This is a genomic window from Fluviirhizobium alvei, assembly GCF_030551875.1.
GTDB classification, from domain to species: Bacteria; Pseudomonadota; Alphaproteobacteria; order Rhizobiales; family Rhizobiaceae; genus Rhizobium_E; species Rhizobium_E alvei.
Map to the genome: position 1 here is coordinate 1 of NZ_JAUOZU010000024.1, position 12,888 is coordinate 12,888.

A 12,888-nucleotide genomic window follows, 5' to 3' on the forward strand; every position below is an offset into this window, starting at 1 on the left:
CCTCCGGGCCCACCATTCAAGTCTTTTTCTTCGAGATTTCCACCTGTTTGCGGTTAGGGGGAATTTGGTTCGGGGCAGCGGTCCGGGGTTTTATGGCCTCTAATTGTTCCGCAACGACGCGCGAATTCTTCACCCCAAGCCGGGCCCGATCGGCGCCCCTGGTATATACTTCGGCCTGCTGAACATTCGACCAGCCGTATTGAGCCATCAATTCATGAGTCGTCGCGCCACCATTGGCAGCAAGCGTGGCAGAAAGCTTGCGCAGGCCGTGAGCGCTCTTTTCTACGCCGGCCTTTCGGCAGCAATCGCCAAACCAATTCCCGAACGACTCTTTCGATGTGAACGGTTTGCCAAGCGAGCTTTCAAGGAAATGGAGCCCGCTGCGTTTCGTCGCTGCGATCGCTTCCATGACCCGCGGCGGCAACTCAACCGTGATGGCCGCTTTGGTCTTCTCCGTCACCATTGAAAACACATTGCCGGACAGATGCTGGCGACCGGCCCTGAAAACGTCACTGCGACGAATGCCGGAATGAACCAATAGCTCGAACGCAAGCCTCGGCATTGTCCCAACTGGCCAGTGTTCGCAAAATGCCTCTACATCGGAAGCCGTCCAGACAGGAAATCCTTTCGTCTTGTGCTTCAAGCGATCGACATTAGCTGTCGGATCTTCTCGAACCATCTCGTTGCGCAGTGCCCACTTGAACAGGCCCTTCATCGCCTTAAGGAAGTTGTTAGCCAGTGCCGGCGTTCCCTTTCGGTCCTCAAGCGCGTTCATGATGCTCTTGCGCGTGATATTCCGGTAATCTTCGTTCCCGGCCTTCTCTATCACCTGCTTGAAAAACAACCCGTGCTGTTTTCTTGTCGCTGTCGAGTACGCCGCCCAAGCGGAACTTTCCATGTAGCGCTCAATAAGCCAGCGGACAGATTTCGGCGCCGCTTTCGGCCCCTCGTCCTTTTCAAACCGTTCGCCTTTCATGGCGGCTTGATAGGCCTTATTGAACTCTGCAGTCCCTGGGACGCCATTAAGCCTCGTCCGCTCTCCCTTCCCGATACGGAAATAGAAGATCACCTTCCCGTGACGGGTTCGTTCCTTGACGACGTAGAGAGGGAGTTTGCGCGGCATGCTGCCATTCATAGGCGAACATCCTTGCCCTTTGGTACTTCATACGAGCTGTGGATATCTTGGATAGCGGGCATAAAGCGCCATTTTGTTCCGTCGCGCTCGATTTCAACGATGACGTTCTCAGACTTGGCCAGATCGACCGCCCGCTTGATATCGCTCTTCTTGATCGCGTTGGGTGCTGTCATGGCGTCACCTTCGGCATTGGTACGCATGTTGCCATATCAACCCATGAACTTCTCACGCTCAAATGCTCCATGCTAGCGCGTGCTGAGACATAAGCGGCCTTGCAGTCGTCTATTGTCGGATAGCCTTGGATGATCTGGCTTGTCGTTCCTTGAAACGTAGAAAAAATCAGGATAAGCGCGTATTTCATGGCGTCACCTTTGCGCGGATTGCGGCTGCGATCTCGGTGTTACTATGTGCCAGTGGCGCGTTTTCAACGATCTGCGCCGCTTCTTTAAATGCTTGCCTCCTGCCGAAATCAATTCCGCAATTTGCGTGGTTATCTATTCCCAAAATGATGCGCTTGTAGAACGCCTCGTCTGTTGTGTTCTCATCTCCAAGTCCACATCCCAGGTAAGATGAAATAGCACTCAGGATGTCCAAAGAATCATTCCCTGTCTCTCGTTGCCTGTACTGGTCAGCAATCCGCGCAGCTTCCTCGAAAGCCTCTCTCACCGCATAACGCAGCGCTTCCATAACCATGTCATGCGCGTATTTGTTGACTGCGCTTGTGCAGGTCGACCCGTCTTCGGGATCAACGGCATTATCGAATGCAAGGCGGGCAATGCGATCGATCGTTTCGTTGATGTCGGTCATGGCGTCACCTTTGCAAGGAATGCAGCAGCGGCACGAAGATCGCCAATTGTAAAATCAGTGCAATATCCTCCGATACAATGGCTATCAGTAAGCATTTTGAATTCTGCTAAGTCTATAATATCACTTTCGCCGAATGGTCTGATCAATTCAACGGCTTCCCGAAGTTTGGTTTCCGCCGTATTGCGCTCCCTGGCATTTTCGATTGCCTTTTTGCGCATGGCGTCTATTTCAATGCGGGCATCGGCTAGGGCCTTTTCGGCGGCTGTCTTTGCCTTGGCGTATTTAACAGAAACTCGACGAACAGCGTCCGCCGTGATGCGCAGTTCTTCCCGCTCTTTCTCCGCCTGCTCAAGGCGAGAGCGGAGGGCGGTGATTTCGTTTGCCGCTTCGCGAAGTTCAAGACCAAGTGGGATGTCTGACCCATCTGGCCTTTTGCAAGCATCTGCGATCATTGTGAGCCGTTCCACGATGTCACTCATGGTCGCCTCCATTGAGAGCGGCGCGGCCAAGATCGCTGATGGTGTCATATTCTGACATGCCGCGGTAATTCTCTTCATCGTCGCATTCGCGTTTGAGATAGCCTTTGCTGCGCAGGCTTATGATTGCGTTGCCAACAAAGGCACCGTCGCCCTTCGTAAACCATGCCGCGTCGCCATCCTGTGAAAAGCGGATGGTGTCTCCGGCGGCAAGGCGCTTCAGGATTTCCGTCTCGTCGTCAACGATTGGGCGCAATATATGCTTCTTAGGCGTAGCCAGTTCCATAGCTTCCCGCAGCCGCTTGTTCTCCGCCTTGAGGTCGGTGATGTCGTCGGATGGCTGTGGATCGTTCATAAGCGCGCTTTCAACGCGCGCGGCCTGCTCAGTCGTCGGGAAACTCAAAACGATCTGACCCGGAATAAGCCTGTCTTTGGGGATGCCTTCCCTTTCTGCTGACGCTCCCAATTCTCCCGGCATTTTTGCCTCGGTGATAAAAACAGCGCCACGGGTTCCGTAAGTGCCTTTGGCAACCACAACCTTTCCTTCTCCAAAGCAGAGAATAGTTGCAATCTTCTGTTCCGGTGCGGCGGCAAGCATGGCTTTATAATATCTCCGCATATAGGCATGCGTTCTTGCGCGCATTTCCTTGCTTTCGCCTGTGAGTTTCCAATAGGCGTCTAGCATCTCTTCAGTCGGCTCCAGTGGAACCATCTTCCATGCGTCAGTCATCGCCTTGCATCCATCTGGTAACTTGTTTCTGTTTTACCGAGCCCAAAGCCGGCGGATGTTCCGATCACTGCCAGCGCAAGCACCGTCCAAAGTACGCCGATGAATGCCGTGTGCATCTGATGGCGCCATTCCGCGATCGCTGCTTGCTTGATCGAAGTTGCCGTTTCAGACAGCGCCTTAGACGGACAGCGGCGGCAGGTTTCTCCGCCGTCACCTGCACATCCTCCAGCACCGTAGCGCGTGCAATTCGTAGCGTGTGTCATGCTTCACCGCCTTTTCCTGCCATGGCATCAAGCTCTTTAAGAGCCAGTTCAATGCCTCTGTTGACGATCTCTGTATACGATATCCTATAAGGCCCAATTGTAGACGCGCGCTCCAATGTGTCCCGCTGCTCGTCTGTTAGCCTAATAGTGAGTGTTTTCTTCTTCTCTTTGGTTCTCATTCGTCACCTTTGTTAGGTGGAAGTGGCTTCCATTCGGACGGCTTTATAGACGCGATGCCATCGGCGTTGCTTCCCCAGCAGACGCCGTCATGCCAGCAGTCTGGCGGCTCTTGATCTTCAACGATCACCCAGCAACAGCAGTTGTTGCCGTCTTCATCGAAAAACCCGTGTGTCCAAGCGATGACATAATCAGAACCGTATCCAGGTATCTTTGCCTGAATTGGCGTGCCATCTCTCGGCGCCGTTTCGATCGGCTGCCATGCGCTTGCGTCAGTCATTTCCTCGTCCTTTTCGTATGTATGGTTGAACTTGTATCGTATATATGATATTCAGTCAATATCGTACATACGAAAAAGGTGAAACTTGACTCAGGCAAAAGACTCCGCTTTATCTCGGCGCATGGGACGCAAGAAACAATTTCAGAGCCGCATCACGCTTCCGTTGACTGACGAGATGATCAAGCGGATCGATCAAGTTCGCGGTGAAGACGAAGACCGCGTTACCATGATCAGGTCTGCCATCGACGCTGAACTAGAGCGCCGTGAAAAGGCCGATAAGAAGTAATCAGCGGTTCTCATCCCATCGCACATAGAACGACAGCCCGTCCTCGTTTGCCTTGATGTGGAACACCGTTTCACCCTGCATGCACAGCGTCTTTGCAAGTCGCTCCCATGAAATGAAGCCGGTGGTGCCAGTTGGCGCGCTATCGACCACAAGCGCCCGTTGGCCTTCTTGAATTGCGATGTTCATGCTTTTCATTCCACCACCTCATAAAGTGACCGTCGCGCCGGCAATGGCAGCTTCTCAGGTCGTGGCTTTTTTCGCAAACCCGGCTGACTTGATCTCGCCTTTCGGACGGATCGCTCCGCTGTTCTTGTCTCTTTGCCGATCGGCCTTGCGGATGCGTCGAACATCGTCTGCCGATTTGCTCTTATGGCATACTTTGCATATGACTTGGCAGTTATCCAATGAGCTATCTCCGCCAAGAGCTAGTGGCGTGATATGGTCATACTCCGCTTCACATGGCTTCAATTTCGCTCTGCAGGCTTCACAATATCCTTTGCATTTGGCGAAGGATAACGCTCTTATTTTTCTGCTAAACTCTACTCTTTTCATTCTACGTGCTTCCATGAGGCACGTTTTTTTATGTCATCAATTGTTGACCTGGAAACACCGTAGGTCCGTGCGATTTGCAATGATGTCATGTTTTTTATAAGCTCAGATTTTATTAACCTTACGTCCTCCTCCTTTAGCTTCGACCATGATATTTGCTCCCCTTGGATGTGAGTTCCATGCATTATTTTGTCACGCCTATTATCTTTTGGCGTCTTCCATGAAATGTGGTTTGGGTTGCAACATAAACTATTTCCGCAGCTATGAGCAGCTTCGAGCTTATTGTTAATGGGCTCACCATTTGAAAGTATGCAAACTACCCTATTTGTCGTCGTCCTCTTACCTCTCCAAAATATCTGTCCATATCCATTTTCTCTTTTCGAGAAAGGCCAATTTATGCAGTCGTCATGGCTCGTGCTTTCTGCTATATGCGCAAGCCATTTGAAGTTTTTTGATGATGCTCTTGGCATGCTAATGTTATGAGTCATTATCGCAGACTTTGTCTTGCGGCTGAATTCAAGGCGAGGGGCCATCACGCTCACCTTCCGGCAACAGTGATTTCAGGAACTCGACTTCGGCAAGAGCGGCTTTGCGGAATGATTCAATGTTACCGTTTTCTAATTCGTCTTCAGCGTCGTGGTATGGAGTTTTTGCGCAAAGCCTCGTCCCTGTATTTTTTGCTACTGGGCATCCTTTGCAATCGTCTAACCAGAACATATTACAAAGTGGGCAATTAATGACGCCCAACTTCGCGTCTTCCATCTTCTCCACTTTCGCATTCCGCTCCCAATTAGCAATTGAAGCCTTCAGAGCCTCAAGCGTTCTTTCGTCCATCTCACACCCCCATTCCCATGAATGCCGATATCGGCAGTATGGCTGCCAGCGTTTCGCTCTGTGACGCGGTGCGGTCCTGCGTCCAGCCGACCTGATCACGGATCTTGTTCAAGCGATCCATCGCGCGGGCAATTTGGATTTCCTGTCGCAGCAAATCGGTCGTCAGGTCGCGTATGCGGCGCTGTTCGATCGACGCGGATGACTGGCGGCGTGTGTGGGCTTTGACGTGCGTCATGGTGTCACCCACGCTCCTGCATGATAACGCTTATAGCGAATGGCCAAGCTATAGCCGAAAGCACAGACGCAAAGACCTTCTTTTCTTCGCACGCGCTAGGGTACTGAGGTGTGCTGCACCAGGTTCGATGCCAAACGAGCCCAAATGTAAAGATTGCGCCGATAGCGTAGACAGCAGCGGCGAACCATACGACCAACGTTTTCATGCCTTCACCTTCCTCGCCTCAAGCATGGCGTCTGCTGCCTCGTAAACAATCTGAGCCGCCTGTACTGCCGCATCAGCAGTCGTCCATTCACCGCGGTCGTCATGCGCAGACATGAGCCCAGTCAGAGCAGCCATTGCGAACTGGTCGCGGATGGTGAGCGTGTCGGTGTCTCGCGGGATTTGTGTATTGGTTACATCGACAAGCTCAAGATCGCGGTCACTCCAACGACAATCGTAACAGCCAATATTGTCACCTTTATCCCATCTTACAGCATAGTAAAAACCGAAATCAATCGCTGTGATAACCCCTAGCCGACCATCTGCCTTGAGCCTAACCCTATCACCAACCTTAAACTTGCTCATGCTGTCATCTCCTTCTCTTCAAGCGCTTGGAATAGTGCTCGCAGGATTGCTAAAGGTAGCGTTGGCCCAAAACATTCTATAATTTTTGAATGGAATGACTCAGACAGCCCAGCTGAAAACGCCCCGGCGTCGCGCCCAAATCCCCAGTCGTACCCAGGCAGCATGCGCTCTACAAGAGCAACGCAAGCGTCTATGCTTGCCGTGTATGCAGGTATCTCTTTTTCGAGCAAAGAGCCTTTTGCGAACGGTGGCCATCTGTCAGTCTTGACCCATGGATATGGGATGTCGAGAGCATCTGCAATTCTCCAATCCAGTTCGCGATCCGGCCCTGTAGCTTCACGCAGCTTGTCGATGATGTATGTGTATCTGCTCATGCTGCCATCTCCTCACTGAGAAAAGCGAGCGGGTCATATCCGACTGCATCGGACAATGTCGCCATAGCTCGCGTCATGTATGCGTTGAATTCTTCTGGGCTCATGCGATCTAGTGCTGCGCTATCAGGTACAAGTGTGATCTCACCTGTCCGCATGTTCACGGCCTGCTCGCAGTAGCCCAGCGTTATCTTTAGGTCGCGGTGCAGGTTCTCTGCCGTTGACCATTTACCTGTTGTCCTTACGACCAGACCAAGCGCCTTCCAGTATGTCCGCAGCTGCTTGCTTGAACGCTTCGACGTTGGCGTGATCTCGTAAATCGATCCCTGCGCAAGGCGTGCCATCTTTTCCGCGTCATCCGGCGTCAAAGGCCTTAGACCTCGTGGCGTCATTTGCACCTGGATAAGCGGCGGCTTCTCTTTCTTGCGCATGGCGGCCATCAAAACGGAATATCGTCGTCCATATCGTCATACGACGACGCAGGAGCCTGTGAGCGCGTTTTCTGCTTTCCGCTATCGCGCGCACTGTAATCATCGCGATCGCTTTCACGGTCGCTCTTTGTGCCGCCTTGGAACGTGATATCGTCAACGACAATACCGAGATACGCGTTCCCATCATGCGACCGCACGGTCGGGCGCCCATGCAGCGTAACCTTCGTCCCTTTCGTGATATGGCGCTCGAGCGCTTCCCCGCGCTTTCCCCATACCGCGGCATCAACCCACAAAGGAGGGCGATCGTTGCCTGTGTTTTTGTCCTTGCCGTTATTCACGGCGACAGAGAACCCTAGGACCGGGTCCCCACCTTGTGTACGCCTCAGTACCGCGTCTTTGCCAACCGTGCCGGCGATGATAAGCAATTGCATCAAGCAACTTCCTTCTGTGTGATTACCTGTTTCCGTGCTGCAAATGCAGCCAAGACTTCTGCATGAAGCTTCTTATCTGCACGCTCGATATCGCCGATGCACCGTTCTTCATGCTTGTACAGCGTCTTCAATGATGCGCCATCGTATTGAAGCTCGATTGAGTTCTTGATGCGGTCTGCTGCCGCCTGCGCGTTGAATGGCGGAATGTGTGGATCGGCCTTCGAGTAATCGACGCTCTCAGTGTCAGGGTCATCGCCAGTCTCAAGGCCAAGGGCTTTCAACAGCGCGTACTTGACCGCATATGACATCGCCTTACCAGGCCCCTTGTCTTGCGTGTCGATGCCATACCCAAACGTCGGAACGTCGAAGAAGTCTGACGGCTCGTCAATATTGACAAACCGAACTGTAAGCGAGCATTCGGCGCGATTACCGTTGTGGGTGTGTTCGCAGCGCACCGGATAGTAAACGATGCCGTGCTTAAGAAGGACCGGGCGAACCTTTGCAGTGACCGCATCGTGCGACACGATCGTATAGTTCATCCCCTGCTTCTTTTCCTTCTGGATGTAGTCTACATCACCCATTGCCATAGCAAGGCGCTGGTGAACGTTCTTTGCGCTGGACATTATGCAGCCTCCCCAAATGCGAGTCTCATCTTGCGGTGAACAGCGCGGACGCGTTCGACGTCCTGCCGGCAGTACGCCGCTATTTCATCGTGACGGCCTTCCGCGAACATCTTTCCAACCATAGAGCCGTCAATGTCGCCCTTGCCTTCAATGCCAAGCGCACGGCAAAGGTTATCCAGGCTGATCGTGTCACGCGCTCCGGCCCATGCTGTCATGGTATCGAATACGTTCGCATCCCATGGCTTAGGATCACGCGGAAGCCACGACGGCGCACGGATGCCAAGGACAATGCAGCGCTGCCAGATGAAGCGGATGTCGAAGCCGACGACGTAGTGCCCTACGATCTTAGTGGCTCTGTATTGGTCTATGTATTGGTCAACGGAACAGAAGAAATTGGTTATGATATCAGCCTCATTTTCAGGAGAAAATTCAGTCATGCTGAATGAGCCCGTTGAAAGATTATCAACAGCCCAGCCAATGCAGCAGATATGACCGAGCGCACCGTTCAGTGCCGTCTTCGCAATAGCTTCTTCGACAGCCGCCGGCTTCTGTTCAGCTTCCCAAGCTGCGATCGTGTCAGCTTTCTTCATGGATGCAGGCGGCTTGACGCTGTCTGCGATCTGCTGGCGAACTGCTTCGGACTGTGCCGGGATGCTCTCAATATCGAGGTATAGCGTCGTCATGCCGCGATCTCCTGTTCGCAATCCTTCACGCACAACGAGGCGCGCATTTCGTAATCTTCTGCCCGCTCAATGTGCCGGCGGCTTTCTGCCATGAGATATGTGGCGCGCTTGGTATCTGATGTACGCGCTTCATCCGCGCATTCTGCAGCAAGCTTGCGTGCCGACTTAGCGCCGTTGATGAACTGGTCGTACATGATCACTCCGCAGCTTCGCGCATAGCGTTGTAAACGCGATCGCCGTAGCCGTAGCCCATGCGGCGGTCGTCGCGATCATTGGCCAATGCCTCCCACCATTCCTCGACGGCACGTTTGCCGATGTCGGTGGTTGTGTCTGTGATGACGTCAGCGATCCAATGAAACAGCATCTTCTCGCGGCTGGTGACCACATAGCAGCGGTTGCTTTCAGGCAGCAGGATATGACCGCCCTTGAGTTCGATAGACGAGACTTCAAACAGCCCGTCCTTTTCACTCAGGATCGCCGTTCCTTCAAACATAGCTCCTTCGCACGGGAAACCGCCGATGGTCAGCTGCAGTTCTTCGAATGCAAACTCGAGATCGTCCATTGTCCTCACTCCGTTGATCGTTAGCCGCCGGATTGCTCGTGGCCCGGCCCGGTGGCTGTTGTTCCGGGCGGTGGGTTACATCTTGCACCTCCGATCTAGTCGCTTTCGAATTTAGCCGTAGCCGGAGCCGTCGCCGTAGCCGGAGCCGGAGCCGTAGCCGTAGCCGTAGCCGTAGCCGTAGCCGTAGCCGTAGCCGTAGCCGTAGCCGTAGCCGTAGCCGTCGCCGTAGCCGTAGCCGTAGCCGGAGCCGTCGCCGTAGCCGTAGCCGTAGCCGGAGCCGTAGCCGGAGCCGGAGCCGTCGCCGTCGCCGTCGCCGTCGCCGATTTCGTAGTCTTCAAAAGCAAGAGCCTTATTCACGACTGCACAGCGTCCTTTATCGCATCAATGCTTGCGATTGCCGCATCAGAAGCAGGAATAATCTCAAGCGCATCAAGAACTGTCTGCGTCGGAACAGTCGGAGAGAACTTGTTTGTCGATCCGCTCACGCCATTGGTGGCGACTGCCGAAAGGCTGATCCCTTCCTTTGCCTTCCACGACCAAAGACGGCGGCAATTCTTGATTTCCACCATGCGACCGTCTTGCGCTGCGACTTCGCCAAAGAACACACCGGAAGCGTACGTGCGGATAATGCAGCGCTTGCCGATATGCGGCGTAAATGTGCCTGACGCCTGCTGTGTCGCCGCGCCAAACATTGCAGCCAGTTCTTTTGCCTGACCAATTGTGAGTTCGTTGATGTCCACTGTCGCCTCCGTTGGGTTGATAACCAGCCGCCCGTTTCGTCGTCCTTGGAGCATCATTCGTGCGGCTTGCGAGGAGTACTGTAGCAGCAACATAAAACGTGTCAACATAAATCGTGTTGAAAACGACCGGAGCAACACAAAAAATGTTGCGCAATTGATCTAATAGGGGCAAAAGAAAAACGCCGGAGGGATGATCCTGCCGGCGCTCAAAGCAAAACACGAAGCAGCACAAGCCGCGGAGTGTCAAAAAATGATGCATTATGCCTAACACATCAAAAAAATAGATGGAATAGGATAATGTTGTTTTGAGGCGTGAAAAGTTGATTTTTTTGGGTCTGCTCGGAGGTTCCCGCCAAAAATATTCAACCAGAAACGCAAAGGCAGCGGTTTTTAGAAGTTTCGCCCGCGTCGCCTATCATCAGGTATATGAAATGGACGCGGTGCCGATGCCAGGCTCATCGGACGAAGTTACACGGGGTTGATGGCCCGCCGGAAACACAGTTTTGCAAACTGCCGGACAACCGATAGCACCTTTCGAGGATGGAGGCGAAAGCCGCCAAATGTTTCTACAGAGTTCCGATTGTACCGCCTGACCAGCGGGAGGATGTAGACCTCAAGCCCTGTAGCGGCAGGGAAAACAAACCGAGCTATCGGGGTATATGGACTTCATGGATGCTTGGTGCGTAGCTAGCGCACATGGCTGGTGCTCCTCCTCAGGACCATCATTAGACTAGGTTATGCCTATGATACTGGTGGCAGGTTGTTTGAAGTGAATGATCACATCTTTGTGAAACGACCGACTACGCGGCCAACTATTCTGAATTCATCGAATGCTCTGATTACGGGCGGCTCGTCTGGTGACGCCTCAGAAACAATGCGGTAGGCCGGCGGGTGAGACGATGTTACTTTCTTGAGCGTCTTAGCCTGCAGCACGCCGTCCCCGTCATCGATCACATAGACAGCGTCACCCATCCAAGCGTTTTGCGAGACGTCCACTAGAATACGATCGTTCGAGCGTAGCACGGGCTCCATAGAATGTCCGATCACTGGAAGGACGATAATCTGTGACGGCGCCGCGTCAAGCGCATTGCGGATATAGCCGGGCGGAATAAGCCATTCGTTGACGACTGGATGCCCGGTGGCGATGCCATTAGAAACGACGCGCGCCGATCGGTCGTCAATCTGCCCTTGTCCAAGCCCAGGGCGCGCTGAGAACTCAGGAGAAGACCCGCTAATCGTTCGATTGAACGTGATAAGCCCATCGACAAGAGCGCCGCCGTTGCCATCCCATTCGTCGCCATTCTCGTTTTCTGGCTGATCTGGGTCAAATGAGCTGACGATGCGATATGGCGCCGGCTTTGACGGACGTTCTACATTCTCTCCGGTAAGCAGGTATGCCGCGCTCGTATTGAATTTGCGGGCGTACTTCTCTGCCATATCAGGCGAAAATTCATTTTGTCCGTTTTCATGCGCACGATAACTCGAAGCTGAAACGCCGAGCGCAGCCGCTGCCTTTGAAGCGGATTCAAAGCCCGCTTCCTCTCTCATTTTTTTGAGTCTTTCGCCCATGCTTGTCATGGCCAGAAGGTTTTCAGAGTTTGCAACACAAATCATGTTGACAACGCAACATATATCGTGTTGATTAGTGCCATGAACATGATCACAGAAATCGAAACAGTTGATGACATCGTCTCGGTACTCGGCGGGAACGCCTCGATGGCGAGGGTGATTTGTAAGGGCCCGTCTGCTGTCTCTGAGATGAAGAGACGCGACAGCATCCCGGTCGAATACTGGCCTGCTATCGTAGCTGAATGCGCGACATTAGGGCGCGACGACATAACGCTAGAGGCGATCGCAACTGTCATGGCGAATGCAGCGATGAGACGTCGAGGTGGGCGCGAAAAGCTACGCCATGACGTGTTCCGTGAGACAGCGCAGGAGGGCGTGTAATGACTGACAAGCCGGTCGTTAAGTTCATCATCATTCATGAAAGCGTCTCCAAGTCGTGGATGCGTGACAGCTCTACGTTTGCTCTGTTTGCAGGACTTATCCTGCTAGGCGTCTTTGTTGGTTCTTCAACGATGGAGTGGGCCGGGTTCATTTTGGCGTTTTTCGTTTTGTTCTCAAGAGTTGCGGAAATGAACTCAGGCTTGAAACGTATGACACGCGAAGAGGCGATAGAGCATCTGCAGAATGGAGACGTGTGATGGAAGAGGCATTTCTCAAATCTGTTGACGGCAAAATTACCGGCGTCATGGGCGCTGAAGACACGGAGAAGGTTCGCGCTAATCTTATCCGTTGGCTCATTGACGACAAGGCCGAGATGGTCATTCGCGTCCCTGTAGAGCTTGCAAAGAGATCGTTTTTCAAAAGCACAGCGTCTGTCCTTTCCGAACTGGAGAACGCGTGATGGGTGACAACATTTTTTATATCTCATTTTTCTTGCTGATCGCGTTTGTGGTTGGCGGTGCTTTCTATTTCTCAGACGCAGAAATGAAGCGATCAGCTGAAATGGAGTTAGAGTGCATCAAAGCAGGAAACCAGGTTATTTCTGGCAACTGCGTACACGGGGCGTCGAAATGACTGACGCTCACGGAATTGCACGCGAAATCATTTCCAATTCGGCAGGGGACTCCGACCTGACGCCAGCCGTTGCCGCGCGCGGTTCCGAAGAAAGCGCGGCATTAAATTCGACCATGGAGGCTGCG

At 53.0% G+C, this 12,888-nt stretch carries 27 protein-coding genes; 5 read left to right on the plus strand and 22 right to left on the minus strand.

The genetic code is table 11. The annotated features are described in order from the left end of the window. Positions 1-16 precede the first annotated feature (16 nt). The 7 genes from Q4481_RS23465 to Q4481_RS23495 all read right to left on the minus strand — a co-directional run bounded on the left by Q4481_RS23465 (position 17) and on the right by Q4481_RS23495 (position 3,868). Positions 17-1,135 carry a tyrosine-type recombinase/integrase gene (locus Q4481_RS23465; RefSeq protein ID WP_304378856.1) on the minus strand — a complete coding sequence of 373 codons (1,119 nt, stop codon included), beginning with the start codon at positions 1,133-1,135 and terminating at the stop codon, positions 17-19. Next, on the minus strand, positions 1,132-1,335 hold the full coding sequence (locus Q4481_RS23470) for a hypothetical protein (protein ID WP_304378857.1): 204 nt from the start codon (positions 1,333-1,335) through the stop codon (positions 1,132-1,134). Before Q4481_RS23470 ends, Q4481_RS23465 begins: the two co-directional genes overlap by 4 nt. A 157-nt stretch (positions 1,336-1,492) precedes the next feature. Next, positions 1,493-1,942 carry a hypothetical protein gene (locus tag Q4481_RS23475; RefSeq protein ID WP_304378858.1) on the minus strand — a complete coding sequence of 150 codons (450 nt, stop codon included), beginning with the start codon at positions 1,940-1,942 and terminating at the stop codon, positions 1,493-1,495. Then, complete coding sequence (locus Q4481_RS23480) at positions 1,939-2,421, minus strand: hypothetical protein (protein ID WP_304378859.1); 483 nt, start codon at positions 2,419-2,421, stop codon at positions 1,939-1,941. Before Q4481_RS23480 ends, Q4481_RS23475 begins: the two co-directional genes overlap by 4 nt. Next, positions 2,414-3,148, minus strand: a complete 735-nt coding sequence (locus tag Q4481_RS23485; protein WP_304378860.1) for a hypothetical protein — start codon at positions 3,146-3,148, stop codon at positions 2,414-2,416. Before Q4481_RS23485 ends, Q4481_RS23480 begins: the two co-directional genes overlap by 8 nt. Then, a complete protein-coding gene (locus Q4481_RS23490; protein ID WP_304378861.1) occupies positions 3,145-3,411 on the minus strand; it encodes a hypothetical protein in 267 nt (88 codons plus the stop codon). The genes Q4481_RS23485 and Q4481_RS23490 overlap by 4 nt, the downstream gene beginning before the upstream one ends. A gap of 175 nt (positions 3,412-3,586) precedes the next feature. Beyond that, a complete protein-coding gene (locus Q4481_RS23495; RefSeq protein WP_304378862.1) occupies positions 3,587-3,868 on the minus strand; it encodes a hypothetical protein in 282 nt (93 codons plus the stop codon). 85 nt (positions 3,869-3,953) lie between these two features. Between Q4481_RS23495 and Q4481_RS23500 the strand changes: the two genes are divergently transcribed. Further along, positions 3,954-4,154 carry a hypothetical protein gene (locus Q4481_RS23500; RefSeq protein WP_304378863.1) on the plus strand — a complete coding sequence of 67 codons (201 nt, stop codon included), beginning with the start codon at positions 3,954-3,956 and terminating at the stop codon, positions 4,152-4,154. Here the strand turns inward: Q4481_RS23500 and Q4481_RS23505 are convergent, their stop codons facing one another. The 15 genes from Q4481_RS23505 to Q4481_RS23570 form a co-directional block, all read right to left on the minus strand. Then, positions 4,155-4,340: a hypothetical protein gene (locus tag Q4481_RS23505; protein ID WP_304378864.1), complete on the minus strand. Its 186-nt coding sequence runs from the start codon at positions 4,338-4,340 to the stop codon at positions 4,155-4,157. It lies immediately after the preceding gene. A gap of 54 nt (positions 4,341-4,394) precedes the next feature. Beyond that, on the minus strand, positions 4,395-4,721 hold the full coding sequence (locus tag Q4481_RS24625) for an HNH endonuclease (protein WP_354542337.1): 327 nt from the start codon (positions 4,719-4,721) through the stop codon (positions 4,395-4,397). A gap of 498 nt (positions 4,722-5,219) precedes the next feature. Continuing rightward, positions 5,220-5,537: a hypothetical protein gene (locus tag Q4481_RS23510; protein ID WP_304378865.1), complete on the minus strand. Its 318-nt coding sequence runs from the start codon at positions 5,535-5,537 to the stop codon at positions 5,220-5,222. Between the two features lies 1 nt (position 5,538). Further along, positions 5,539-5,772 (minus strand): hypothetical protein, encoded by a 234-nt coding sequence (locus tag Q4481_RS23515; RefSeq protein ID WP_304378866.1) that lies wholly within the window; start codon positions 5,770-5,772, stop codon positions 5,539-5,541. A gap of 201 nt (positions 5,773-5,973) precedes the next feature. Beyond that, positions 5,974-6,339, minus strand: coding sequence for a hypothetical protein (locus Q4481_RS23520; RefSeq protein ID WP_304378867.1), 366 nt, complete (start codon positions 6,337-6,339; stop codon positions 5,974-5,976). Continuing rightward, complete coding sequence (locus Q4481_RS23525) at positions 6,336-6,713, minus strand: hypothetical protein (RefSeq protein ID WP_304378868.1); 378 nt, start codon at positions 6,711-6,713, stop codon at positions 6,336-6,338. Before Q4481_RS23525 ends, Q4481_RS23520 begins: the two co-directional genes overlap by 4 nt. Then, complete coding sequence (locus Q4481_RS23530) at positions 6,710-7,141, minus strand: hypothetical protein (protein ID WP_304378869.1); 432 nt, start codon at positions 7,139-7,141, stop codon at positions 6,710-6,712. The genes Q4481_RS23525 and Q4481_RS23530 overlap by 4 nt, the downstream gene beginning before the upstream one ends. Before the next feature lie 8 nt (positions 7,142-7,149). Beyond that, complete coding sequence (locus Q4481_RS23535; protein ID WP_304378870.1) at positions 7,150-7,572, minus strand: single-stranded DNA-binding protein; 423 nt, start codon at positions 7,570-7,572, stop codon at positions 7,150-7,152. Next, on the minus strand, positions 7,572-8,195 hold the full coding sequence (locus Q4481_RS23540) for an ERF family protein (protein WP_304378871.1): 624 nt from the start codon (positions 8,193-8,195) through the stop codon (positions 7,572-7,574). The genes Q4481_RS23535 and Q4481_RS23540 overlap by 1 nt, the downstream gene beginning before the upstream one ends. Further along, positions 8,195-8,878, minus strand: a complete 684-nt coding sequence (locus Q4481_RS23545; RefSeq protein WP_304378872.1) for a ribonuclease H-like domain-containing protein — start codon at positions 8,876-8,878, stop codon at positions 8,195-8,197. The genes Q4481_RS23540 and Q4481_RS23545 overlap by 1 nt, the downstream gene beginning before the upstream one ends. Continuing rightward, positions 8,875-9,072 carry a hypothetical protein gene (locus Q4481_RS23550; protein WP_304378873.1) on the minus strand — a complete coding sequence of 66 codons (198 nt, stop codon included), beginning with the start codon at positions 9,070-9,072 and terminating at the stop codon, positions 8,875-8,877. Before Q4481_RS23550 ends, Q4481_RS23545 begins: the two co-directional genes overlap by 4 nt. 2 nt (positions 9,073-9,074) lie before the next feature. Next, a complete protein-coding gene (locus tag Q4481_RS23555) occupies positions 9,075-9,440 on the minus strand; it encodes a hypothetical protein (RefSeq protein WP_304378874.1) in 366 nt (121 codons plus the stop codon). A gap of 111 nt (positions 9,441-9,551) precedes the next feature. Beyond that, positions 9,552-9,797: a hypothetical protein gene (locus Q4481_RS23560; protein WP_304378875.1), complete on the minus strand. Its 246-nt coding sequence runs from the start codon at positions 9,795-9,797 to the stop codon at positions 9,552-9,554. Continuing rightward, entirely contained in the window at positions 9,794-10,180 is a 387-nt protein-coding gene (locus Q4481_RS23565; RefSeq protein ID WP_304378876.1) for a DUF6948 domain-containing protein, read from the minus strand. Before Q4481_RS23565 ends, Q4481_RS23560 begins: the two co-directional genes overlap by 4 nt. A gap of 777 nt (positions 10,181-10,957) precedes the next feature. After that, positions 10,958-11,794 carry an XRE family transcriptional regulator gene (locus Q4481_RS23570; protein WP_304378877.1) on the minus strand — a complete coding sequence of 279 codons (837 nt, stop codon included), beginning with the start codon at positions 11,792-11,794 and terminating at the stop codon, positions 10,958-10,960. 36 nt (positions 11,795-11,830) lie between these two features. Here Q4481_RS23570 and Q4481_RS23575 point away from each other — a divergent pair, with 36 nt between their 5' ends. The 4 genes from Q4481_RS23575 to Q4481_RS23590 are packed head-to-tail and all read left to right on the plus strand — an operon-like array spanning position 11,831 to position 12,763. Next, the gene (locus Q4481_RS23575; protein ID WP_304378878.1) at positions 11,831-12,130 is read left to right on the plus strand and encodes a carph-isopro domain-containing protein; all 300 of its coding nucleotides are present in this window, start codon (positions 11,831-11,833) and stop codon (positions 12,128-12,130) included. Continuing rightward, on the plus strand, positions 12,130-12,387 hold the full coding sequence (locus Q4481_RS23580) for a hypothetical protein (RefSeq protein ID WP_304378879.1): 258 nt from the start codon (positions 12,130-12,132) through the stop codon (positions 12,385-12,387). The genes Q4481_RS23575 and Q4481_RS23580 overlap by 1 nt, the downstream gene beginning before the upstream one ends. Next, the gene (locus tag Q4481_RS23585; protein ID WP_304378880.1) at positions 12,387-12,590 is read left to right on the plus strand and encodes a hypothetical protein; all 204 of its coding nucleotides are present in this window, start codon (positions 12,387-12,389) and stop codon (positions 12,588-12,590) included. Before Q4481_RS23580 ends, Q4481_RS23585 begins: the two co-directional genes overlap by 1 nt. Further along, positions 12,590-12,763: a hypothetical protein gene (locus tag Q4481_RS23590; protein ID WP_304378881.1), complete on the plus strand. Its 174-nt coding sequence runs from the start codon at positions 12,590-12,592 to the stop codon at positions 12,761-12,763. The genes Q4481_RS23585 and Q4481_RS23590 overlap by 1 nt, the downstream gene beginning before the upstream one ends. Positions 12,764-12,888: the final 125 nt, after the last annotated feature.

Bases quoted from the DNA above. Each gene is read 5' to 3' on its own strand.
- Q4481_RS23590 (WP_304378881.1), top strand. From the start codon at position 12,590: ATGGGTGACAACATTTTTTATATCTCATTTTTCTTGCTGATCGCGTTT.
- Q4481_RS23495 (WP_304378862.1), bottom strand. From the start codon at position 3,868: ATGACTGACGCAAGCGCATGGCAGCCGATCGAAACGGCGCCGAGAGAT.
- Q4481_RS23535 (WP_304378870.1), bottom strand. From the start codon at position 7,572: ATGCAATTGCTTATCATCGCCGGCACGGTTGGCAAAGACGCGGTACTG.
- Q4481_RS23515 (WP_304378866.1), bottom strand. From the start codon at position 5,772: ATGACGCACGTCAAAGCCCACACACGCCGCCAGTCATCCGCGTCGATC.
- Q4481_RS23545 (WP_304378872.1), bottom strand. From the start codon at position 8,878: ATGACGACGCTATACCTCGATATTGAGAGCATCCCGGCACAGTCCGAA.
- Q4481_RS23520 (WP_304378867.1), bottom strand. From the start codon at position 6,339: ATGAGCAAGTTTAAGGTTGGTGATAGGGTTAGGCTCAAGGCAGATGGT.
- Q4481_RS23505 (WP_304378864.1), bottom strand. From the start codon at position 4,340: ATGAACATCGCAATTCAAGAAGGCCAACGGGCGCTTGTGGTCGATAGC.
- Q4481_RS23490 (WP_304378861.1), bottom strand. From the start codon at position 3,411: ATGACACACGCTACGAATTGCACGCGCTACGGTGCTGGAGGATGTGCA.
- Q4481_RS23555 (WP_304378874.1), bottom strand. From the start codon at position 9,440: ATGGACGATCTCGAGTTTGCATTCGAAGAACTGCAGCTGACCATCGGC.
- Q4481_RS23485 (WP_304378860.1), bottom strand. From the start codon at position 3,148: ATGACTGACGCATGGAAGATGGTTCCACTGGAGCCGACTGAAGAGATG.
- Q4481_RS23480 (WP_304378859.1), bottom strand. From the start codon at position 2,421: ATGAGTGACATCGTGGAACGGCTCACAATGATCGCAGATGCTTGCAAA.
- Q4481_RS23510 (WP_304378865.1), bottom strand. From the start codon at position 5,537: ATGGACGAAAGAACGCTTGAGGCTCTGAAGGCTTCAATTGCTAATTGG.
- Q4481_RS23525 (WP_304378868.1), bottom strand. From the start codon at position 6,713: ATGAGCAGATACACATACATCATCGACAAGCTGCGTGAAGCTACAGGG.
- Q4481_RS23585 (WP_304378880.1), top strand. From the start codon at position 12,387: ATGGAAGAGGCATTTCTCAAATCTGTTGACGGCAAAATTACCGGCGTC.
- Q4481_RS23465 (WP_304378856.1), bottom strand. From the start codon at position 1,135: ATGAATGGCAGCATGCCGCGCAAACTCCCTCTCTACGTCGTCAAGGAA.
- Q4481_RS24625 (WP_354542337.1), bottom strand. From the start codon at position 4,721: ATGGAAGCACGTAGAATGAAAAGAGTAGAGTTTAGCAGAAAAATAAGA.
- Q4481_RS23580 (WP_304378879.1), top strand. From the start codon at position 12,130: ATGACTGACAAGCCGGTCGTTAAGTTCATCATCATTCATGAAAGCGTC.
- Q4481_RS23550 (WP_304378873.1), bottom strand. From the start codon at position 9,072: ATGTACGACCAGTTCATCAACGGCGCTAAGTCGGCACGCAAGCTTGCT.
- Q4481_RS23470 (WP_304378857.1), bottom strand. From the start codon at position 1,335: ATGCGTACCAATGCCGAAGGTGACGCCATGACAGCACCCAACGCGATC.
- Q4481_RS23575 (WP_304378878.1), top strand. From the start codon at position 11,831: ATGAACATGATCACAGAAATCGAAACAGTTGATGACATCGTCTCGGTA.
- Q4481_RS23570 (WP_304378877.1), bottom strand. From the start codon at position 11,794: ATGATTTGTGTTGCAAACTCTGAAAACCTTCTGGCCATGACAAGCATG.
- Q4481_RS23475 (WP_304378858.1), bottom strand. From the start codon at position 1,942: ATGACCGACATCAACGAAACGATCGATCGCATTGCCCGCCTTGCATTC.
- Q4481_RS23540 (WP_304378871.1), bottom strand. From the start codon at position 8,195: ATGTCCAGCGCAAAGAACGTTCACCAGCGCCTTGCTATGGCAATGGGT.
- Q4481_RS23530 (WP_304378869.1), bottom strand. From the start codon at position 7,141: ATGCGCAAGAAAGAGAAGCCGCCGCTTATCCAGGTGCAAATGACGCCA.